24 protein-coding genes are annotated in these 21,959 nt (G+C 48.4%); 22 read left to right on the top strand and 2 right to left on the bottom strand.

All coding sequences use genetic code 11. The annotated features are described in order from the left end of the window. Window positions 1–13 precede the first annotated feature (13 nt). The 13 genes from treP to KNO98_RS05300 all read left to right on the top strand — a co-directional run bounded on the left by treP (window position 14) and on the right by KNO98_RS05300 (window position 11,136). Complete coding sequence (gene treP / locus KNO98_RS05360) at window positions 14–1,462, top strand: PTS system trehalose-specific EIIBC component (protein WP_214699593.1); 1,449 nt, start codon at window positions 14–16, stop codon at window positions 1,460–1,462. 81 nt (window positions 1,463–1,543) lie between these two features. Then, the gene (treC, locus tag KNO98_RS05355; RefSeq protein ID WP_214699591.1) at window positions 1,544–3,178 is read left to right on the top strand and encodes an alpha,alpha-phosphotrehalase; all 1,635 of its coding nucleotides are present in this window, start codon (window positions 1,544–1,546) and stop codon (window positions 3,176–3,178) included. Window positions 3,179–3,299: 121 nt separating this feature from the next. Further along, entirely contained in the window at window positions 3,300–4,457 is a 1,158-nt protein-coding gene (locus KNO98_RS05350) for a helicase-related protein (RefSeq protein ID WP_214699590.1), read from the top strand. Continuing rightward, entirely contained in the window at window positions 4,454–5,122 is a 669-nt protein-coding gene (locus tag KNO98_RS05345; RefSeq protein ID WP_214699588.1) for a ComFC family protein, read from the top strand. Before KNO98_RS05350 ends, KNO98_RS05345 begins: the two co-directional genes overlap by 4 nt. Window positions 5,123–5,140: 18 nt before the next feature. Beyond that, entirely contained in the window at window positions 5,141–5,527 is a 387-nt protein-coding gene (locus tag KNO98_RS05340) for a flagellar protein (RefSeq protein ID WP_214699586.1), read from the top strand. Window positions 5,528–5,550: 23 nt separating this feature from the next. Then, window positions 5,551–5,802 (top strand): flagellar biosynthesis anti-sigma factor FlgM, encoded by a 252-nt coding sequence (locus tag KNO98_RS05335; RefSeq protein WP_214699584.1) that lies wholly within the window; start codon window positions 5,551–5,553, stop codon window positions 5,800–5,802. Between the two features lie 114 nt (window positions 5,803–5,916). After that, a complete protein-coding gene (flgN, locus tag KNO98_RS05330; protein ID WP_214699582.1) occupies window positions 5,917–6,273 on the top strand; it encodes a flagellar export chaperone FlgN in 357 nt (118 codons plus the stop codon). A 12-nt stretch (window positions 6,274–6,285) separates the two neighbouring features. Further along, entirely contained in the window at window positions 6,286–7,776 is a 1,491-nt protein-coding gene (gene flgK, locus KNO98_RS05325) for a flagellar hook-associated protein FlgK (RefSeq protein WP_214699580.1), read from the top strand. A gap of 6 nt (window positions 7,777–7,782) precedes the next feature. Further along, window positions 7,783–8,724, top strand: a complete 942-nt coding sequence (gene flgL / locus KNO98_RS05320) for a flagellar hook-associated protein FlgL (protein WP_026825385.1) — start codon at window positions 7,783–7,785, stop codon at window positions 8,722–8,724. A gap of 6 nt (window positions 8,725–8,730) precedes the next feature. Next, the gene (locus KNO98_RS05315; protein ID WP_026825386.1) at window positions 8,731–9,306 is read left to right on the top strand and encodes a DUF6470 family protein; all 576 of its coding nucleotides are present in this window, start codon (window positions 8,731–8,733) and stop codon (window positions 9,304–9,306) included. A gap of 15 nt (window positions 9,307–9,321) precedes the next feature. Then, the gene (gene fliW, locus KNO98_RS05310) at window positions 9,322–9,759 is read left to right on the top strand and encodes a flagellar assembly protein FliW (RefSeq protein ID WP_026825387.1); all 438 of its coding nucleotides are present in this window, start codon (window positions 9,322–9,324) and stop codon (window positions 9,757–9,759) included. Then, window positions 9,759–9,986, top strand: coding sequence for a carbon storage regulator CsrA (gene csrA / locus KNO98_RS05305; protein ID WP_214699578.1), 228 nt, complete (start codon window positions 9,759–9,761; stop codon window positions 9,984–9,986). The genes fliW and csrA overlap by 1 nt, the downstream gene beginning before the upstream one ends. A gap of 94 nt (window positions 9,987–10,080) precedes the next feature. Beyond that, window positions 10,081–11,136: a GGDEF domain-containing protein gene (locus KNO98_RS05300; protein ID WP_214699576.1), complete on the top strand. Its 1,056-nt coding sequence runs from the start codon at window positions 10,081–10,083 to the stop codon at window positions 11,134–11,136. 56 nt (window positions 11,137–11,192) lie between these two features. Here the strand turns inward: KNO98_RS05300 and KNO98_RS05295 are convergent, their stop codons facing one another. Further along, window positions 11,193–12,107: a YitT family protein gene (locus tag KNO98_RS05295; RefSeq protein WP_214699574.1), complete on the bottom strand. Its 915-nt coding sequence runs from the start codon at window positions 12,105–12,107 to the stop codon at window positions 11,193–11,195. A 124-nt stretch (window positions 12,108–12,231) separates the two neighbouring features. On the opposite strand from KNO98_RS05295, the gene KNO98_RS05290 reads away from it, so the two are divergent. Continuing rightward, complete coding sequence (locus tag KNO98_RS05290; protein WP_026825391.1) at window positions 12,232–12,519, top strand: putative quinol monooxygenase; 288 nt, start codon at window positions 12,232–12,234, stop codon at window positions 12,517–12,519. A 119-nt stretch (window positions 12,520–12,638) separates the two neighbouring features. On the opposite strand, the gene KNO98_RS05285 is transcribed toward KNO98_RS05290, so the two are convergent. Beyond that, entirely contained in the window at window positions 12,639–13,136 is a 498-nt protein-coding gene (locus KNO98_RS05285) for a hypothetical protein (RefSeq protein WP_026825392.1), read from the bottom strand. Between the two features lie 156 nt (window positions 13,137–13,292). On the opposite strand from KNO98_RS05285, the gene KNO98_RS05280 reads away from it, so the two are divergent. The 8 genes from KNO98_RS05280 to pseC all read left to right on the top strand — a co-directional run bounded on the left by KNO98_RS05280 (window position 13,293) and on the right by pseC (window position 21,956). Then, complete coding sequence (locus KNO98_RS05280; protein ID WP_214699572.1) at window positions 13,293–13,778, top strand: hypothetical protein; 486 nt, start codon at window positions 13,293–13,295, stop codon at window positions 13,776–13,778. Window positions 13,779–14,033: 255 nt separating this feature from the next. Continuing rightward, complete coding sequence (locus KNO98_RS05275) at window positions 14,034–14,861, top strand: GNAT family N-acetyltransferase (protein WP_214699570.1); 828 nt, start codon at window positions 14,034–14,036, stop codon at window positions 14,859–14,861. Between the two features lie 10 nt (window positions 14,862–14,871). Continuing rightward, on the top strand, window positions 14,872–15,195 hold the full coding sequence (locus tag KNO98_RS05270; RefSeq protein WP_214699568.1) for a hypothetical protein: 324 nt from the start codon (window positions 14,872–14,874) through the stop codon (window positions 15,193–15,195). Window positions 15,196–15,317: 122 nt separating this feature from the next. Beyond that, window positions 15,318–16,610 carry a methyl-accepting chemotaxis protein gene (locus KNO98_RS05265; protein ID WP_214699567.1) on the top strand — a complete coding sequence of 431 codons (1,293 nt, stop codon included), beginning with the start codon at window positions 15,318–15,320 and terminating at the stop codon, window positions 16,608–16,610. 236 nt (window positions 16,611–16,846) lie between these two features. Next, entirely contained in the window at window positions 16,847–17,671 is an 825-nt protein-coding gene (locus KNO98_RS05260) for a flagellin N-terminal helical domain-containing protein (protein ID WP_214699565.1), read from the top strand. A gap of 144 nt (window positions 17,672–17,815) precedes the next feature. Continuing rightward, window positions 17,816–19,717 carry a motility associated factor glycosyltransferase family protein gene (locus KNO98_RS05255; RefSeq protein ID WP_214699554.1) on the top strand — a complete coding sequence of 634 codons (1,902 nt, stop codon included), beginning with the start codon at window positions 17,816–17,818 and terminating at the stop codon, window positions 19,715–19,717. A 59-nt stretch (window positions 19,718–19,776) separates the two neighbouring features. Beyond that, entirely contained in the window at window positions 19,777–20,742 is a 966-nt protein-coding gene (gene pseB, locus KNO98_RS05250) for a UDP-N-acetylglucosamine 4,6-dehydratase (inverting) (protein WP_214699553.1), read from the top strand. A gap of 41 nt (window positions 20,743–20,783) precedes the next feature. Next, window positions 20,784–21,956 (top strand): UDP-4-amino-4,6-dideoxy-N-acetyl-beta-L-altrosamine transaminase, encoded by a 1,173-nt coding sequence (gene pseC / locus KNO98_RS05245; RefSeq protein ID WP_214699546.1) that lies wholly within the window; start codon window positions 20,784–20,786, stop codon window positions 21,954–21,956. Window positions 21,957–21,959: the final 3 nt, after the last annotated feature.

Genomic DNA, 21,959 nt, shown 5'->3' with positions numbered 1-21,959 from the left:
GAGGACAATGAACATGAAGGCAGATTATCGTCAAATTGCCGCTGATATTTTAGAAGCAATCGGTGGCAAAGATAATGTAGACAAGGCAGCTCACTGTGTGACACGTCTTCGTCTCTCCCTCAAAGACCAGTCGAAAGTCGATGAGGCACGTGTGAAAGAAATCGATCTCGTCAAAGGGGCGTTCGAGAACTCTGGCGTGTATCAAATCGTCATCGGAGCCGGTGATGTCGATCGCGTCTATGCTGAATTTATCAAGCTCGCCGGTCTTGAGGCGGCAACGGTCGCCGAGGTCAAATCTGCAGGTGGCAAGAAAATGAATCCGCTTCAAAAACTCGTCAAAGTCTTCTCTGACGTCTTTATGCCAATCATTCCAGCCATCATCGTAGCCGGTCTCCTCATGGGGATCAACAACCTACTCGCTTCAGAAGGTCTCTTCATCGACGGGCAGACGCTCATCGAGGCATATCCGAACTTACAAGGACTTTGGGATCTCATCAACATGATGGCGAATACGTCATTCGTCTTCTTACCGGCACTCGTCGGATGGTCGGCGACGAAACGATTCGGTGGTAGCGAAGTACTCGGGATCGTCATGGGTCTCTTGCTCGTTCACCCGGACCTCTTGAACGCATGGGGCTACGGGACAGCAGCACTTGAAGGCGAAGTACCAACGTTTGATATCCTAGGACTTTTCGAAATTGAGAAAGTCGGCTACCAAGGTCAAATCTTGCCGGTCCTCGCCGCTGCATATATTTTGAGTCAAATCGAGATGTTCTTGAAAAAACGTGTGCCGAACGCGATTCAGCTCTTGGTCGTTCCGATCACGACAATCGTCGTCACTGGATTCCTCGCACTCGCAATCGTTGGACCGATCACTCGTGGAATCGGTAACTTGATCGCAACAGGACTTGTCAACACGTTTGAAGCCGTACCGGTCGTCGGGGCACTCCTCTTCGGATTGTTCTACGCACCGCTCGTTGTCACAGGGATGCACCACTTATTCATCGCCATCGACCTTCAGTTGATCGCGGATACAGGCGGTACATTCATCTGGCCGATGATCGCCCTCTCAAACATCGCGCAAGGTTCTGCCGCATTCGCTATGTTCTTCGTTTACAAGCACAATGCGAAACAAAAGAGTATGGCATCGACTTCAGCGATCTCTGCATACTTCGGTATCACAGAGCCGGCCATGTTCGGGGTCAACTTGCCGAATAAATTCCCGTTCTACTCAGCGATGATCGGGTCGGCAATCGCGGCAATCTTCATCACATTGAATGACGTTCAAGCGATCGCCATCGGTGTTGGGGGACTCCCAGGATTCCTCTCGATCTTCACAGATAAAATCCTTCTCTTCATCGTCGGCATGTTCATCGCGATCATCGTACCGTTCGCGCTCACGTTCGTCTTGTCGAAACGCTACATGAAGAAGGGTGAAATCGAAGAAAATAAAGTCGCATAAGAAATGATTCGGGAGGGAGGGACGGCAGTTCTTCCCTCTTTCTTATTGAAATGAAAACTCTTACAAAAGGAGATGTCGTCTATGACACAGAAAAATTGGCGCAAATCAGTCGTCTATCAAATTTACCCGAAAAGCTTTTACAGTCCGGAAGGGAATGCGACAGGATCGATTAAAGGGGTGACGGCGAAGCTAGATTACTTGGCAGAGCTCGGCATCGAATACATTTGGATGACGCCTGTCTATCAGTCACCTCAACACGATAACGGCTATGACGTAAGTGATTACTATGCCGTTGACCCGTCGTACGGAACGATGGAAGACCTCGACGAACTGATCCGTGAGGCGGAGGCGCGGGGCATCGGCCTCATGATGGACATCGTCGTCAATCACTCGTCGACCGAACATGTTTGGTTCCAAAAATCATTGTCGGGAGACGAACGGTACCGAGACTATTATATTTGGCGCGATGAACCGACGAACTGGGAGTCGAAGTTCGGTGGGAACGCGTGGGAATATGATGAAAAGAGCGGACAATACTATCTCCACTTGTTCGATGTGACACAAGCTGACTTAAATTGGGAGAACGAACAGATGCGCGAGGACGTCTATGAGATGATGCGTTTTTGGCGCGAAAAAGGAATCAAAGGATTCCGTCTCGACGTTATCAACCTGATTTCAAAAGAGCAGGACTTCCCGGAAGACGAGTCGGATGGGCGGAAGTTCTATACGGACGGTCCACGCATCCATGAATATTTGAAAGAGATGAACCGTGAAGTGTTTGACGGTCATGACGTCATCACGGTCGGGGAGATGTCGTCGACGACGCTCGATCACTGCGTACGGTATTCAAACCCGGACGAGAACGAGCTCAGCATGACGTTCAGCTTCCACCACTTGAAAGTCGATTATCCGAACGGTGAGAAGTTCGTCGCCTCCCCGTTTGACTTCATTCAGTTGAAAGACATCATGTCGACATGGCAACGCGGTATGCACGGAAAAGGGTGGAACGCCATCTTCTGGTGTAACCACGACCAACCACGCGTCGTCAGCCGTTTCGGGAACGACACGAATCACCGTATCGAGAGTGCCAAAATGCTCGCTACGGTACTTCACGGACTCCAAGGGACGCCATACATCTATCAAGGAGAAGAGATCGGGATGACGAATCCTGGCTTTGACTCGCTTGACGAGTATCGGGACATCGAGACGCTCAATAACTATAAATTGAAGCGTGAGGAAGGCGTGTCACATGAAGACATGATGGCAGCCATCAAACAGAAGTCACGCGACAACTCGCGGACGCCGATGCAGTGGGATGCGACGACGTATGCCGGCTTCACGAATGGTACCCCGTGGATCAACGTGGCGCCGAACTATAAAGACGTGAACGTCGAAGCGGCATTACATGATAAAAACTCGGTATTCTACCACTACAAGAATTTGATTGCGTTACGAAAAGAACTTGACGTCTTGACGGACGGGGACTACACGCTCCTTACCCATGATTCGCTAGACGTTTGGGCATATACACGGAAGACCGACCGCGAGGAGCTCCTCGTTGTCGCAAACTTCTATGGAACCGAAACGACGTACACGATTCCAGAAGGGTTCGAGCGGGTGAACGTCGTCAGTCACAACTACGACGTGCCTGAGCTCGACGGGACGACGTTGTCTCTCCGCCCGTACGAGGCGATCATGTTCTACAAACAGAAATAACAGATAGGACCTGACTTTTTTGTCGGGTCCTATTTGTGTGAAGGAGATAAGTTGTGCTATATAAGTCGAGTCGCATTCACGTATCCATTTTGGTAACGTGAGGTCAAAAAGGAGTGCGGTTATGGGAGAAATCATCGTCGCATCATCGGGAAAACGGGCCATCCGCTTTGGCATTTGCCAACGCTGTCTCAGCACGAACGTCCGGACGTTCACCTGTCATCACGGATCGTGTGCCTATTGTCGAAATTGTCTTTATCTCGGGCGTGTCTGTCGTTGTGATTATCTAGAAGAACGAGACATCGCGACCCCGGCTGAAACGACCGAATTGACGATGCCGTTCGAGCTCGCCCCTGCCCAAACGCGTGTCGCTAGTCAACTGCTCACGTGGTGGGATGAACGAAAGACGGGACTCGTGCATGCGGTATGCGGGGCCGGGAAGACGGAGATGACGTTCCCGGTGATCGAGCGGGTCGTCAATGAAGGGAAGCGGGTATTGATCGTGTCACCTCGGCGGGACGTTGCCATTGAATGGGTAGAACGATTAGAACATGCGTTCACTGTCCCCGTCACGAGAAGATACGGGGGCGGGGAGAAAGCATCCATCGGAATGATCACCGTGGCGACCGCGCCGTTACTCATGAATCTACGTCACGTATTCGACTATGTGCTCGTCGATGAATCCGATGCCTTCCCGTTTGCCTTTGACGTGGCCTTGTGGAATACGATACGACGGGCCGGGAGAGGTGTCTTCTTGTTCATTACGGCGACCCCGACCATGTGGCAAAAGACATTTCCGACGATTCATCTCTCTCGGCGTTATCACGGGTTTGATTTGCCTGTCCCGACTCTCGTCAAGCAATCGGATGAACGCATTCTAGACTTTTGTCAGCGACATATATCCAAACCGCGTCTCTTGTTCGTCCCGACGAAGTCGGACCTCGAACGCTATGAAGCGCAGTTACGAGAAACGGGAGTGACATGCCGCACCGTATCCGCTGACACGGAGGAACGGCTCGAGACGCTCGATTGGCTTCAAGAGACGAAAGGTGTGGTCCTCGCGACCTCAATTTGGGAGCGGGGGATGACGGTGCGGGACGTGCAGGTCGCGGTGATTGAGAGCGAGCATCGGCTCTTTACGACACGCGGACTCATTCAAATGGCAGGACGGGCGGGGCGAAAACCGGACGCACCGACAGGAGAGGTCTGTTTCTTTTACGAGGAGCGCACCTTCCGTCAAGATCAAGCCATCCGGGCAATTAAGGAGGCGAATCGGCGATGAAGTGTCTTCTTTGTCACGAGCCGATGAAGGTCCCGTGGACGCCAGCTACACTTTGGCGGAAGGACTGGGTGTGCCCGGCTTGTGAGACGAAACTCACGCCGCTCGGGACAGGTTGCCCACGTTGCGGTCAACCGAATGAAAACGGTGAGACGTGTGCGGACTGTATCCGTTGGCTTGCGTTCGGATTAGATTTGACCGTTCGTTGTCTGTACGCATATGATGAGGCGGGGATTGACTGGCTGCACCGTTTCAAATTCAGCGGAGATGTCGTGATTGCGGCATCGGTGGCGCCGACATTACGCTCATTACGTACACCGGGTGTAACCTACGTTCCGATTCCGCTGAGTGAAGAGCGACTTCAGACGCGTCGTTTCAATCAGGCCGAGGTGCTCGCCCGATACATCGGTACGACGCGACAACTTCTCGAAAAATCAGAGGTTTCAAGTCAACGTGAACTCGGGAAAGAAGGAAGACGACACCGAACGAATCCTTTCACTGTATCGACTTCAGTGAAATGTGGGAAAATCATGCTTGTAGACGACGTCTATACGACGGGGACAACGCTTCATCAGGCGGCATTTTCGTTACGTCAGGCAGGTGCGACAGAAGTTTCTGCGATTTGCTTATTTCGGGCGCTAAACAAATCAAAATCGCGTCCGATATAAAGAGCAGAGGTGAAGCCAATGGATGCAGCAACTTGCCAAATGTGTGGACGCTTATTTATGAAACAGAGCCGTTCACCGTACTGTCCATCATGTAGTGAGGTTGACTTCCAAAACTTTTTGAAAGTCCGCGACTTCATTCGTGAGCCAGCCAACAAACAGACGACCATCGGAGCTCTCGTCGAAACGACAGGTGTATCTGAACTTGATATCACGCGATATATCCATGAAGGACGCTTGATTATCAAGAACAATCCGGCGCTTGCGATCCGCTGCGTTCGTTGTGGTCAACCGACGAACGAAGGGAAAGTTTGTTCGAACTGCCAGAGAGATATGCAGAAGGAACTATCCAGTCTACAGGATAGCTTGACGAAACAATCAAGTATCCGCATTTATCGTTTGGATTAACATCATGAAGAGGGGGAAGACGCATGCGCATCGATTCAGCCAAGTGGGTACACTTACCAAACACTTATGAAAAGAAAACGCAAGTCGAGCCGAAGCCCGCGCAATCAAGCCAAACGGACCAATTGTCAATTTCGGCGGAAGCTCGCGCCCGGTTTGAAGAACCGGTGAAACATCCGGACCGTCTCGCTAAAATCGATGCTTTGAAAGCGGAGATTGATGCAGGCACATATTCACGGGACGCGCGCGACATCGCTAAACGCTTTCTACAAGGATGAATGGAAGCGAGGTCCGTTTGAGGCCTTCGCACTGAATAACACGGCACGGAAGCTGACTAAATAAGGGGTACCCCTTTCTTTAGTCGGCTCTTTTTTTGAAAAAAGGAGAGACTCATGCTCACATTACATAAACGGTTACTCGAATTGGCTTACGCGAAAGAACAGCTTCTCATTCAAAATGACATGATGGCATTTAGCACGCTCGTCAAAGAAGAAGCGAAACTCGTCCGACAAATTTCACAAAAAGAAGCGGAACGACTTCAAGGGACGTATGAATTGGACGATGAAGAGATAGAGGAATTGAGACTGGTCTTGTTCGAGTTAAAGCGACAGAACGAATTGAACGCGACGCTGCTCGAACAATCCCTTCGTTATATTACTTGGCATCTGGATATGCTCATGCCGGAAGCAGATGATTTTACATACGGACAACAGGCGTTTGAAACACGCTCGTTTAGCCGTGACGTTTAAGGAGGAAGTGGAATGGGTTCAACATTTATGGGATTAGAGACGGCGCGCCGCAGTCTATCGACACACCAATGGGCGCTTCAGGCGACCGGGAATAACGTGGCGAACGCCTCAAACCCTGGCTATTCACGCCAACGGCTCACACTCGGGATGACCGAGCAGCTCTCGGTCAATTTCGGGGGGACGAAAGCCGGACAATTCGGGACCGGGGTACGCGGGGAGACACTCGCCCGGATTCGCGATCTTATGATTGACCAACAGTATCGTGACGAGTCGGTGAAGAACGCATTCTATGCGACGAAAGAAGCAGCATTCGGCCGGATGGAAGACATCATCAATGAACCGTCTGAGAATGGACTTGCATATGCGCTCGATAAATTTTGGTCGTCCCTTCAAGACTTGTCGGTCAACCCGGATGATACGGGTGCGCGAAGCGTGGTTCGGCAACGAGCATTGACGTTGGCACAGACATTTAACTATATGTCGTCTTCATTATCAAAAGTACAGGATGACTTAAAGACGGAAGCGGGGGTCGTCACGAAAAAAATCAACGACTTGTTGACAAAAATCGGTGACGTCAACCGTCAAATCGGAGACGCGGAGCCACTTGGTGTCTTACCGAACGAATTATATGACGAACGTGACCGCTATATGGATGAGTTGTCCCAATATATCGAGTTCGAGCGCGTACCGGTTGATTATTTGAACGGAGAGACACGCGGTAACTCGCAACGTGTTGCCGAAGGGCGAGTTGATATTCGCGTTAATATTGGTGGCACTGAAGTGAAACTTGTCGACGGTTTAACAAGTGGGGTCGGTAAGATTGAAGACATGACGCTAACGAATGCCGCTGGGGGAACATCTACGCTTACATTTAATGACTTGCCGAACGGGAAGTGGAAAGCACTTGTCGATATGTATGGTACGTCTACAGGCACAGAAGCCCACGATGGCTCCTTCACGAAAATGCTCGCAGATCTGGATGAAATGGCGAATGTTTTCGCTTCAGCATTTAATACGGCTCATGGCACAAATAAAGATGCAGACGGGGTTGCAGGTCGAACTGACTTTTTCGTAGGGATGACGAGCGCTTCGACGATTACTGTAAACGATGATTTCATGAAGAACTTAGATTTGATTGCCGCATCAAAAGATGGAAACATCGGGGACGGAAGTGGTGCTCTCGAACTTGCCCAATTAAAAGAAAACGCGCTCAGCTTTTCTGGTTCGGTTACGACCTCAACCTCGATCGGCAAGTACTATCAAAATGTCATCGGGAACATGGCGGTCGAAGCGAGTCAAAATGCGAACTTGGCAAAGAGCACATTCGCCCTCTTAAGTAGTTCAGATCAACGTCGTCAGTCGGTGAGCGCGGTCTCGCTCGACGAAGAGATGACGATGATGATCCAGTATCAACACGCTTATAACGCGGCGGCACGTAACATCACGGCCGTCGACGAGATGCTCGACAAAATCATTAACGGCATGGGTGTCGTAGGGAGGTAATGACTGATGCGTGTCACACAGACGATGCTCACACAGACGAACTTGAAGCATTTATCAAGTAGCTATAACACACTCGCTCGCGTCCAGGAACAACTCATCAGCGGGAAACGGATTCAAAAAGCATCAGAGGACCCGGTCGTCGCGATGCAAGGGATCCGGTACCGGACGGAGGTGCGTGAAGTCGATCAATTCCGCCGTAACGTCAGCGAGGCGACAAGTTGGATGGACTTGACGGACTCGACGCTAAACGAAGTGACGGAAGCCGTCAAACGGATTCGTGAATTGACGACGCAAGCCGCGAACGATACGTATGAATCTTCGCAACGCGCCATCATCAAGAGTGAGGTCGACCAATTGATTGAACATATCGGCTCCCTCGCGAATTCGAAAGCGGGCGAGAAGTATATTTATAACGGAACGAAAACAGACCAACCGTTGATCGATATCGATAATCTTAAAGCGTACCTTGCTGATTCGAGTGCTACAGCAGACGTGAATACGATTTATACGGACGTTGCGGGAGCCCCGACAACGACTGGGAAAATTGAATTCGAGGTGTCAAAAGGTATCAAAGTGCAAGTGAATATGCAACCGGAGACAATCTTTGGGAAAGAGCTTTTCGAAGGTCTTCACAAATTGACGACGATGTTGAATGATCCAGCGACAGGCGGCGCCGACCTGTCGGCGGAACTCGACACGCTCGACACACTCGGTCAGAGCTTAATCACAGAACGCGCCGAACTCGGTGCCCGGGCGAACCGTTTGGAACTTGTAGATAATCGCTTGCAGGATCATGAAATCATTGCAAAAACGATCATGTCCGACAACGAAGATATCGATGTGGAGAAAGTCATCATGGAACTGAAGTCACATGAGACGGTCCACCGTGCAGCACTCTCTGCAGGTGCCCGCATCATCCAACCGACGCTCCTCGACTTTCTCCGGTAAGCGATCATGAATCTCGCAAGACTTGAGATGCGGCAGACACATGCCGCAATCCAGATGACTTCTAATCGTCCCGTGCTCGAGATGCGTCAAGGGCGTGCTGATCTTTCTATCCAGCAAGGGAAAGCCGAGATGACGCAACAGACGATACCGGGGAAGCTCGAGGTCGATTCATCGGTGGCGAGAAGCGAGAGCAACTTGAAAGGTGCGCTTGAACTCGGGAAATATCTCGGTCAGATGGGAGAGCAAGGTGCCCGTGAGGCGATGGCGAACATCGCCCGGGACGGGGACCGTCTCATGCGCATCGAGAACGGGAATCCGATCCCATCGATGGCAGCGGAGAAAGTGAACGACCCATACCCGATCGTCGAGATGGGCTATATGCCGAAATCGATTGACCGTGTCAAGTTGACGTATACGCCGGCGGATGTGAAAATCGAGTGGAATATCACGCCACCCCAAATTGATGTATCCCTTACACCGACGGATATCTCGTTTACGCCATGGACGACGGACATCTCGCTCCGTCAACAGGCGTCACTCGAGATATGGCCAATCGGTGGGATGTATGATGAAACGCGTTGAAAGTGAGGACAATCCATGTTCATTGAAACAGATTACTTTGGCAAGGTTGAAATAAATGAAGCGGAGACGATCACGTTCGTCAGTGAGATTCCGGGATTCCCGGATTCGAAGACGTTCGTCTTGATTCCGTATGGTGAAGAGTTGCCGTTCTGGTCGCTTCAATCGATTGAGGAACAGGCTTGCGCGTTCGTCGTGACGAATCCGTTCTGGCATAAGTCGGACTATGCGTTCGAGTTGTCAGACGGTGCGAAAGACCAACTTGGAATCGAAGAAGCGGAACACGTATCGGTCTACTCCGTCGTCACGCTCCGTGAGCCGTTCGAGTCGTCGACGCTCAATTTGAAGGCACCGATCGTCATCGAGACGAAAGAACGTCGCGGGAAACAGGTCATTCTAGACGACGCCTTTCCGGCACGCTATCCGCTCGGCGGAACGAAAACGGAGGTGCGCTGATGCTCGTATTGAAACGGAAGCAAGGTGAGGCGATCCATATCGGGGACGATGTGACGCTCACGGTGCTCGCGATCGAAGGTGACCAAGTGAAGCTCGGCATCGATGCCCCGCGTCATATCGATATTCACCGTCATGAAGTGTACGTTCAAATGCAGGAAGAGAACGAGTCGGCAAGAAACAGCGCTAACTTGATGAAGCAAATGATTAACAAGCAGTCGGAAGCGTGAGCTTTCGACTTTTTTGATGAAATCGATAAGTGGTGAATGACATTTCTTGATGAGTTGGGATAGGATAGAAACGGGAAGGGAAGGAGGAGAATTGGTGGGAGCGGTTATTAATCAATTTGTCATCAACATTAGTCTCATCTTTTTATTCATGTCGCTTACATTCTATGTGATGCGGACGGTCTTGCCGATTCAACGAACTTCTCCATCATTTGTCCGATTTTGGTTCGGGGTGTCGAATGGACTGACGGCGATTCTCCTGACGATCAATGCCATCGAACTCGGTGAGGCACGTATTGACCTCCGCCTCATCCCGATTGCGCTATCAGCGACCTACGCTGGGCCATTCGGGGCGATTGTCACGCTCGGACTTATCTTTATCGGACGTATGACGATCCATGGGATGAGTGCTCCGTTCGTTGACGCCATTCTCATGTTTATCGTCTTTTTCTTATTTTCTTTAGTGGTGTCCCGCGTGCTCATTAATCGGGTGAAAGGATACGCCGTCTACATCGGATTTGGTGCGTTACTCGTTTTGATCCAGGTGACAGGTAGTGTCGGGACAGGTGTATTTTTTAACGTGTTTGTCCCTTACTTTCTCATGTTATCGCTTGGTGCCTGGCTCTGTTATTGGGCGGCGAAAAAGCTTGAGACCCATCTATGGATGTTCCTTTTACATACACACCGGGCGACCATTGATGAATTGACGGGACTGCCGAATCGGTACCGAACACTCGAACAGATGAATGACTTAGAGATGTCCGGCAAACCTTGGACGCTACTTGTCATCGATGTCGATCATTTTAAACAGTTGAATGATACATATGGGCATTTGGCCGGCGATGCGGCGCTTCGTCATATTGGGCAGACGTTAGAACGGAATTGCCCCCCGTCAGGATTTGTCGGAAGATACGGTGGAGAAGAGTTTTTGCTTGTGATTGAGGGAAGTGAGGATGCGAAAGAAGTGGCGGAAGAGCTTGTTCAGACCGTGCGTCACACGATGTTTGAATGTCAAGGAGAGGTCATTCCGATGACCATCTCGATTGGTGCAGCCATCGCAGGACATGAATCGAGTATGGTCGTGTTCGAACGTGCGGATGAAGCCTTGTATGTAGCGAAGCGAAGTGGTCGAAATCAGGTAAGGTTCGCCTAAAAAATCCCCTATAACCGTTGGCAAATCCTGTCCAGCGGTTATAGGGGATTTCACGTTTAGTGAATATTCTTTTTCTTGAACTGTCCGCCTCGGACGTCGTGAATGTTACCGATGGCAAGAAAAGCCTTCTCGTCATAGTCATCGAGGATATCTTTCAGCTTCGTCTCCTCGAGTCGGCTGATGACGGTGAAGACGACTTTCTTTCCGTCTCCGGTATAGGCACCTTCTCCATGCAGATACGTCACGCCCCGACCGAGCCGGTCCATAATCGCTTGGCCGATTTCTTCAGGTGCCGTCGTGATGATCCACGCCGCTTTCGACTGATCAATCCCTTCTAAGACGACATCGATTGTTTTAAAAGCGAAAAAATACGTGAGGAGCGAGTACATGGCCCGGTCCCAGCTGAAGACGAAACCGGCTGTCCCGAGAATGAAGATGTTGAAGAACATGACGATTTCACCGACCGAGAACGGTAAGCGGTTCGTAAAAGAAACGGCAAGAATCTCTGTCCCATCGAGTGAACCTCCTGCACGGATGACGAGCCCGATCCCGGCCCCGAGTAAAAAGCCACCGAAAACGGTCGATAATAAGAGGTCGTCGGTGAATGGCTTGATGTCATGAAGGACGATGGTGAAGGCCGACATGAGCAAGATTGCCGTCAATGTGACGACGGCGAATGTCTTCCCGATTTGTCGATACCCGAAATAGATGAACGGCAAGTTGAAGAGGACGAGCCAGATGGCGAGTTTCGTCTCGGTCAAATACGAGACGATAATTGAGACGCCGACGATCCCTCCGTCGATGATTTGGTTCGGAACGAGGAAGGCCTCCAAACCGACCGCGAAGACGAGGGAGCCGAGCAGTAAGAGGACGACTTTCGCAAACAGTTCGGATGCCTTGATCGGATTATGTTCGCGCCTTAAGCGCTGCACTTCCTCCGGTGTCGGGGAAGGCATGGGTGTACGCTGCATACGGGGTGCCCCCTTTCCATTTTCTTTAAGTATAGCAAACCTTCAAGGCATGTGAGCCGTCAAGGCAGGAAATCTGACATGGAAAGTGGAATGAGTCGATGCAAGAGAAAGGGGAAGATGGAGAATGTACGCACTGATTGGCAAGCTCGTCACGAAAGCGGGGCAACGCGACAGACTCGTGGCGATTTTATCGGAAGCAGCGCGTGAGATGGAGGCGACTTCGGACTGTGAATCGTATCGGGTCCACGTGTCGCTTGACGAGGCAGACACGGTTTTCGTATATGAAGTGTGGCGGAGTGAGGATGCGCATGCGGCATCGTTGTCGCTTGCTGAAGTGAGGGCGTATATCGACCAGGCGAAGCCAATCCTCGAGCGGATGGAGCGGATCGCCGCGCTCGAACTACGGTCATGACAGAGGGTGAATGACGAGACGGATGGCTGAAAGCTGTCCGTTTTTATTGTAAGGGGAATCAGCAATTCGAAAAGAGACATGAAAAATCCCCTCGTTCATTAGAAACGAGGGGATGGTCATCAACTTGTTGTCAAACTGCCTTTGACTTTATCGTAGAAGTCATCCATCATACCGGTACGGCTACCGAGTTGGCAGATGAGTTCAAGTGTTTCTTTATAAAATTTCTTGACGAGCCCTTTGTTTTTGACGCCGTCCATCGATGCGAGCGTCTGATCGAGATTCTCTAAAATCTCTTTGATTTGTGCGTCCGAGTCCGGTTTGACGACCGTCATGTTTTCGGGGATGCTGACGACCTTCTCTTGACCTTGGTGGCGGAACGATGCGCCGAAGCCGAGGTTCTCGATGAAGAGGTGCGGCATCACTTTTTGACCGAAGAAATGCTTGTGCCAGTCAGATGCTTTCATCGTGTCCATATCTTGCTTGAACGTAGATGCTGTCGAGACGTATTGTTTAAACAAATCCGTCATGAATTTCTCGATGACAGGGATTTGCAGGGCGAAGACGTTTTTCAGGAGTGCGTCGAGCTGGGCGCGCGTCAAAGTAGTTTCGTTAGACATGTCAGTTCCTCTTTTCTATAGTACGTTATTACCATCGTATGGGATTGGCGGACAGTCGTCAATGTAAGGGGAAACATTTTTTCAGAATATTTAATGAAAAGTCATCGACTTATGGGATAATCAAGTGAAGACATTAACAAGTAGGGAGTGGTTCTTGTGAACAAATCGATGAAGTGGGCGCTCGCGCTCGGTGTGACCGGTGCGTTGGTGGCGACGGTCGGTGTCGTCTCGTCCCGGGGGCGGACGGAGGACACGACTCAGACGATCCGTGACCGTGAGCTCGGTTACGAAATCATTTTGCCATTGAAGATTGTCTCGGCGATCGAGCGGGGTGACGTCTATATCGAGAAGGCACAAGACGTCGTTGACATCGGGGACACGAAGAGCTACGGCACGTTCGATTTATACTATAACGTCGAGGACGGGGACGACCAACTGTTGTTCCACCTGGACTTGATCGACCGCGAGTTGACAGAAGAGACGTTCGCGACAGAGGTCGGCTACGGCAACTACCTCGGGACGAACGATAAGACGTTCTTCTGGGTCGAACCGACCGAGGCCGTCCCGGGTGCCGAGGCACATACGGACGAGATCGCCGAGTTGATCGAGACCCTTCCTGAGCTAGAGTTTCGGACGTTATAAGGAACGGGTGGTCGTGTGCGAACGAGAGGAAGGGATTATACGGAGGGATTGATTGTAGCCATTCTGTTTATCGTCGTGATATATGTGTTTGATTTACCAAAACAAGAAAGCTTTTTCACCTTGGCTGTCGTCATCGTCATCTCGGTCATGATGCGAGAAGTGACGTATCTTTTTCAGAATGAGAGAAATCAGTGAAGGTCTGCTCGCTACGGCGGGCTTTTTCCTTTGTGCTACAATACAAATGAGGTGATATGAATGAATTGGACAGTAGAAGAAGTAAGACAGGCAGATGACGTCATGGTGTTAGAACAGACGGTCAACTCGAACGACAAGATTGATGTGAAAGTTGGTCATGAGTCGGTCGGACAGAACGACTATGCGGTATATGACGGAGAGACGCTCGTCGGCTATCTCATGCTCTTCCCGTATCTCCCGAACGAGTATGAGGTGAACGCGCTCGTCCATCCGGAATACCGGAAGCAAGGTGTCTTCACAGCACTTCTCGAGACGGCGAAACAAGACGCGAAATTGAACGGTTGCGAAGCGTTCACGTTCGTCATCGACCGGAATTCAGCGTCCGGGAAAGCGGTGCTCGATCACCTTCAGGCGGCGTACCAGTTCTCGGAATACAATCTCGTCTTGAAAAAGGCGGAGCTCTTCTTGAAGCCGGACGAGGTATCGCTACGTGAGGCGACAGCAGACGATCGTCCGCTCATCATCGCGACGCTCAGCGAGGCGTTCGGTGACCCGGTCGATGTGACGGAGAACATCTATCAGCAAATCGACACGCCAGATCGCGTGACGTACATTGGAGAAGTCGCAGGCAAACCGATCGGCATCATCCGTGCCCTGCTCACAGGGGATGACGCGGCAAGTATCCATGCGTTCGGGGTCAAAGCAGGTGAGCAAGGCAAAGGCTACGGCACGAAAATATTGAAACAGATGGTGCAACAACTGTTCCGCATGGGTCGGACGAAAGTCGAGCTCGATGTCGAGACGGAAAACAAGGCGGCGCTCGAGATTTATAAGCGTGCTGGTTTTGCGGAGAGTGGCGGCTATGAGTTTTACATGATCGAATTATGAGGTGAACCACATGGTAAAAAATCTAAAATGGCTCGGCGCGGCGTTTGAAGCATTTCTCGGAATCCCACTTCTCGGTGGTCTGTTTATCATCAGTATGGGGTACTCACCCCTCGGATTCATGTTCGTGTACCACGTGATCGTATTGATTCTGTCGTTCAGTCGATTGAATCGATTCTCGTACGGGGCGGCGGTCGGAATTGCGGCCTCGGTGCTTGGCTTTATCCCGTTTGTCGGGATGATGCTACACGGGGCGGCTGCCATCACGCTTGCGATTGATGCGGCGACGACACCACGACGTGTGATGCATGTCGAACGTGACGACGAAGCATTTTGACGAAACGTACTCCTTGACGGGGTACGTTTTTTCATTGACCAAACGTTCAACTGAAAACGCTATACATTCTTTGGAAATGAGACGATATAGTAAGTGATGAACACAATGAGGAGGAACAAACAGTGAAAGTATTTAAAAACTTTACGACGCAATTGCTCGCGTGGATTTTGGTCACATCCTTTATCACGGGCGGAGCGGTCGGCTACATCACCCTATTACTCTTGACGGAACTCGAGATGGAACAAGGTCAGGTCATGCTCGTCGGTACGGTCGCGGCGTTACTGATCTCGTCACTCGGCGGCATCGTCATCTACTTGATCGCCCGTCGACCACTGAAAGCGGTCGAAATGGCATCTGAAAAAGCCGTCGAAGTCGGAAACGGCGACTTGACGGTGCACTTCGCAGACGAGAAGACGACGGATCGTTCAGAAATGGGACGTTTACTCTTGTCGATGGACAACATGGTCGAACACCTTCGGGAACAAGGCACGAACATGCGTTACACGGCAGACCAATTGACTGGTTCGGCACAGGAAATTGCAGCTTCCGTTCAAGAAGGGAACGTTGCCGGCGAAAGTATTCGTTCTGCGATGGATTCGCTCAACAAAATGTTAGAAGACAACGTCAGTGCGACGTATAACTCGATGGACTTACTCGGAGCGGTCGCGCGTACGATGGAGAGTATCCGTCAAGAGATGTCGTCGGCGCTTGATTCGGCGAGCGAGATGCAACAAGAAGCGGAGAGCGGGAAAGGCCTCGCCTCGTCTTCCGTCAACGCGATGCATGCGATTGCTGGAAAAGTGGAGCAATCCTCGACACTTAACAGCCAGTTGACAGAAATGACGGGTGAGATTTCACGTATCACGGATGTCATCAGTGACATCTCGGCACAGACAAACTTGCTTGCCTTAAACGCATCGATCGAAGCGGCACGTGCCGGTGAGCATGGTCGTGGATTCGCAGTCGTTGCGGCAGAAGTGAAAAAGCTCGCGGAACAAACAGCGAACTCGACTCAAGAGATCACGGACCTCATCGTAGACGTGAAGCGTCTCGTTGGTGATACGTCATCGTCGATGGCGAACGTGAAAGCAGAAGTGGAGACAGGTGTCGGTTTAGTTGAACAAGCAGGCGGTGCGTTCGCGTCGATCCACAACTCGGCAAATGAAGTGTACAGCCATGTTCATTCGGTCGATTCTCTCCTCGATGAGTCACGTGGTCAAATTGATTCAGTTGTGACAAACTCGGCAGGCATTGTTGGAATGGTCGAAGAAGCATCGCGTTATGCGAATGAAGTGACATCAGCGGCGAGCCAGCAAGCGGCAAGTCTTGGTGAAGTGAACGGAGCGATGACAGAGCTCGTTCGCGTCGCAGAGAGTTTGCAGAATGAGACGGAACAGATGAAGGTGGAAGTGTAAGAAGGTTGAAAACGTCCCAATGATGGGGCGTTTTTCATTACATAAATATAAAATTTGAAGAAATCATAAAAAAAGTTGTAAAAAGACTAAACTGCCGAGCCTTCACTCCGATATAGAGTATGGAAACGATAAAACGTTCCAACAAATGTAAGGTGAGGGGCCGGCCTAAACCTTACATGCTCGGACAAACGGATTTGGAAGAGCGGAAAAACTCAAACCTATGGAGGGAAATTACAATGATTATCAACCACAACCTTAATGCTATGAACGCACACCGTAACATGTCGTTCAACACAACTAACTCTGGGAAGGCAATGGAGAAACTTTCTTCAGGTCTTCGCATCAACCGTGCAGGCGATGACGCTGCTGGTCTTGCAATCTCTGAAAAAATGCGTGGACAAATTCGCGGTCTTGATCAAGCGTCACGTAACGCACAAGACGGAATCTCACTCATCCAAACAGCTGAAGGTGCATTGAACGAAACGCACTCTATCCTTCAACGTATGCGTGAACTCGCAGTTCAATCGTCAAACGATACGAACACAAATGAAGATCGTGCTGAGCTTCAAAAAGAAGTGGCTGAATTAACAAGCGAAGTTTCACGTATTGCAAACAACACTGAGTTTAACACGAAGACATTGATGAGCGGTAGTCTCGCTGCTACTGGTTCTGGACTTAAGTTCCACATCGGTGCAAACGCTGCACAAAACATCGAGTTGACAATTGCTGATATGACAGCAACTGGACTTTCTATCGATGGAGTTGATATCTCGACTCAATCAGGTGCTGATGCTGCAATCACTACAGTTAACGATGCTATTGAGCTAGTTTCATCTGAGCGTGCGAAACTTGGGGCGACACAAAACCGTCTTGAGCACACAATCAACAACTTGAACGTTGGAGCTGAAAACCTTCAAGCTGCTGAATCACGTGTACGTGACGTAGATATGGCGAAAGAAATGATGAACTTCACGAAAAACAACATCTTGAACCAAGCTGCACAAGCAATGCTTGCTCAAGCGAACCAACAGCCACAAGCTGTACTTCAGTTGTTACGTTAAGATTCAATTAAAACCATATAAAAAGGGAAACAGACATAAAGTCTGTTTCCCTTTTTTTAAATAAATTTGTCAGTCTATCGATATTCATATATTGAAATTGTATACTATATACAGATGAACTTTTAAAACATAAAGGAGTGCCTTATGTCACAACTGCAAAACATCGTAAAAGAACTTCGGGACATCTCAAATCAACTTGTCCTCTTAGTTGAAAACGAAAAGTGGGATGTCCTCGATGAAATCGTGGGAATCATTCGACTATTTGGCGAAAATATTCACTCTAATGGAATTCGGACAGTGGAACATGTATCGGAGCTTCAAGCCATCAAGAAAGAGGATTTACAACTGTATGTCAATGTTGTCTATGATAATTTGCAATTATTAATTACAGAATATGAAGCATTAATAGAAGTAGAAAATCAGAATCAAATCGTCTTCCCGTTCCGCTATCATGAGAAAGAGATAGCTCTTATAAAGCAGAACGATAGTAGCCACTATTTTGTGAGTGAAACGTTTTTAGAGTTTGAGCGGTTGCAAGCCGAGATTGCTGATGACACGGAAGCTATTATCCTTTTAGGATATGGAAGTGGGATGTTTCATGCTGAGTTCATAAAACAATATCATGTCTTGACGATTGATCCCCTCAACTTACCATTAAATATTAAAAGTGATTCGGTCTTGTCTTTTCTTGATTCGCAAGACGATTATAAAACGTTATTGCAATCAAAGTTTCAATCGTTTATTGGTTTGAAAACGGAAGTTATCAAACATCCTCTTTATGAGGATACAAAAACGTTGCTTGAATTATTAAAATTGGTTCGAAACTATTTGAGCGAAAGTCGAATTGATTTAACGACACGTAAAGTGTACACAGAGAGCTGGTATCAAGAATCGTTTCAAAATGCGAGCTACCTAAACCGGCATTCAAATCGTCTTTTTAACATCGATTGTCTCAAACATAAATATAAAGGAAGCCATGCGCTGATGATTGCAGGGGGCCCTTCACTAGAAGAGGCAATCCCTTATCTTAAACAGGCTCAGCACGCTTACTATATCGTTGCGATTGGTCAGACAGTCAAAGTTCTTCTTGAGAATGAAATCCGACCGGACTTTGTCATATCGATTGACGCTGGAGAAGCTAACGCTCACTTTTTCAACGATATTGAAATTGATGTCCCACTTGTCTATTCGTTACAAGTGAATCATCAGATTCCACAACGAGCAAAGGGATTACTTGTCCCTTATGCTGATGCCAAGATTACACAAGATTTGCTATCCTATACAAAGACAGTTTTCAGTACGTACCCTACGGTGGCGTTAGCAGCGGTTGCATTTGCGAACTATTTGGGCTTTGATTCAATTGGATTGATCGGACAAGATTTAGCATTGCGAGAAGGTGAATATTATAGTGCTTCGGTCAAACAAGCTTCTTCAAACGATGGTCAGTTCACTAAAACGTTATATGACGTACCATTGAATAGTGGTGAGATGGGGAAAACCACACCAATCTTATTTGGTTTTTTAACTAGTTACCAAGCATTAATCAAGTCACAGCTCGGATTAAAAGAAAAACTAGTCAACTACGCGGAGAAAGGTGCTCGAATTGACGGAGTATCGTATCAATCCCTTGAAAGGCTCCACACCACACCGATTCAAAAACAGAAACTTGAACAAGTCAAAGAATCAGAATTGAATGTCCCGATTGAGCATGTACAACAATTACTTGATAGTGTGAGCGAACGATTGCAAATGCTTGAAAAACGATTGGGTCGCGCTATGAATCAAAAAGCGGTCACCATCGATGAGTTTGAAAAAATGCTACGGGATTGGGATGCGATGATTGAAGCGCCATCTTTCCGCACACATATCATGCCGCTTCAACTCGTCAATTTATTAATCATTCAAAATAAAATTAAATTCCATAATCGATATAATCGAACGAGTGCATTACGTCTTTCGATTTTGTCGCGAATGTTTGAGTCGATTCAAGAACTACAAACTCAACTTCACACGATAAAACAAGCGTATGCAGAAACCATTAAGTAACAAGTAGCGCCAATCATATATTTATTAGACATTGTGCATGAGAGAGGAAGTATATAAGCATGTTTACAAATCAGACAATTTTAGTCACGGGTGGTACAGGATCTTTTGGGAAAAAATTCATCTCCGCCGTATTAAAACAAAATGTAAAAAAGGTCATCGTATTTAGTCGGGATGAGTTAAAACAATATGAAATGGCACAAGAATTTACCGATTCCCGCATTCGTTTCTTCATTGGGGATGTTCGTGATAAAGAACGCCTTTATCGTGCATTTGATGGAGTGGATATTGTCATCCATGCCGCGGCGCTCAAGCATGTCGGAGCTTGCGAGTATAATCCATTCGAGGCCGTGAAAACAAATATTCATGGTGCTCAAAATATTATTGAAGCGGCTATTGATCGTGGTGTCAAAAAAGTTATCGCACTAAGTACGGATAAGGCTGCAAGTCCGATTAACTTGTATGGTGCAACTAAATTAGCATCAGATAAATTGTTTGTCGCTGGTAACTCATATGCCGGGGATAAAGACACACGATTTGCTGTCGTCCGATACGGTAATGTCGTCGGAAGCCGAGGCAGCGTTGTACCATTCTTCAAGAAGTTGAAGCAAGACGGAGCAACGGTCATTCCAGTGACCGATGATCGGATGACTCGCTTTTGGATCACATTAGACCAAGGTGTCCAGTTTGTTATCGATAGTTTGACACGTATGAACGGCGGAGAGATTTTTATTCCGAAAATTCCAAGTATGTCGATTCTTGATTTGGCTGAGGCGATTGCTCCGGAGTGCGATATCAAAATCGTGGGTATTCGTCCAGGTGAAAAATTGCATGAGGCGATGATTACGGAAGATGATGCGCGACACACGTTAGAGTATGACGATTATTTTGTCATTCAACCTGAGTTTCCTTGGTGGAGTGCAGAATATTCAAATGGCGGAAAATCATTACCAGAAGGGTTTACATACGTCAGTAATGTAAACAATCAGTGGTTATCGGTCGATGAATTAAGAGAGTTAGTGAAGTGAGGAAGACGGCGTAGTCATTTTTTGATGAGAGGGAGTTTAGATTGATTGATCAACCTGTAAGAAACACGTTTCTGCCTTATGGCAGACAATGGATCGATGAAGAAGATATTCAAGCTGTGGTCGATACGTTACGAGGTGACTTTTTAACAACTGGTCCTGCTGTTGATGAGTTTGAACAAGCGATCGCTCAGTATGTTGGATCTCGGTATGCTGTCTCCTTTTCTAATGGGACGGCCGCCCTACACGGTGCCTGCTTTGCAGCAGGAATTGGTGAAGGGGATGAAGTCATCACCACCCCGATGACTTTTGCAGCCAGTGCGAATTGTGTTCTTTATCAAAAAGGAACACCTGTATTTGCTGACATTGATCCAACGACGTATAATTTAGACCCGAATTCAATTGAGAAGGCTATCACTCCACGCACAAAAGCCATCATCCCTGTCCACTTTACAGGTCAACCTGCAGCGATGCAGGAGATTCATCGAATTGCCGAACAACATGACTTAGTCGTCATTGAAGATGCGGCTCATGCGTTAGGTGCCATCTATCAAGGGAAACGAATCGGTGCACTAAGTGATATGACGATGTTTAGTTTTCATCCTGTTAAACATATTACTTCTGGTGAAGGTGGCATCATCACGACAAATGATGAAGTGTACTATCGTAAATTATTAAGATTTCGGACCCATGGAATTACCAAAAGTGCTGAACAGTTAGTTGATCACCATGGTCCTTGGTACTACGAAATGCAGTTTTTGGGTTTCAATTATCGAATGACAGATATTCAAGCTGTCCTTGGAACAAGCCAATTGAAGAGGATTGAACGATTTATTGAGTTACGAAAACACTATGTTTCTTTATATAATGAGGCATTTCGCGAGTTATCTGAAATTACGATACCGCATCAAGATGAAAGTGGAGAGTCAAGCTGGCACTTATATATCATTCGCTTAAATCAAAACCGGTTAAGCGGTTCACGGAAAGAACTGTTTGAGGCCTTACTAAATGAAAACATTGGAGTCAACGTCCACTATATTCCTGTTCATTGGATGCCATATTATCAAGAGCTAGGGTATGAAAAAGGGATTTGTCCACACGCAGAAACGCTATACGAAGATATCATTACACTCCCTCTATTTCCTGCGATGACTGAGGAAGATGTGTACGATGTGATCGATGCGGTGAAAAAAGTGTTAAAACGATATGGGAAGTGAAAA

This window comes from Exiguobacterium sp. s57 (assembly GCF_018617685.1).
GTDB lineage: Bacteria > Bacillota > Bacilli > Exiguobacteriales > Exiguobacteriaceae > Exiguobacterium > Exiguobacterium marinum.
Note: the sequence above shows the minus strand (reverse complement) of the source record. Positions and strands in the feature narration are given on the sequence as shown.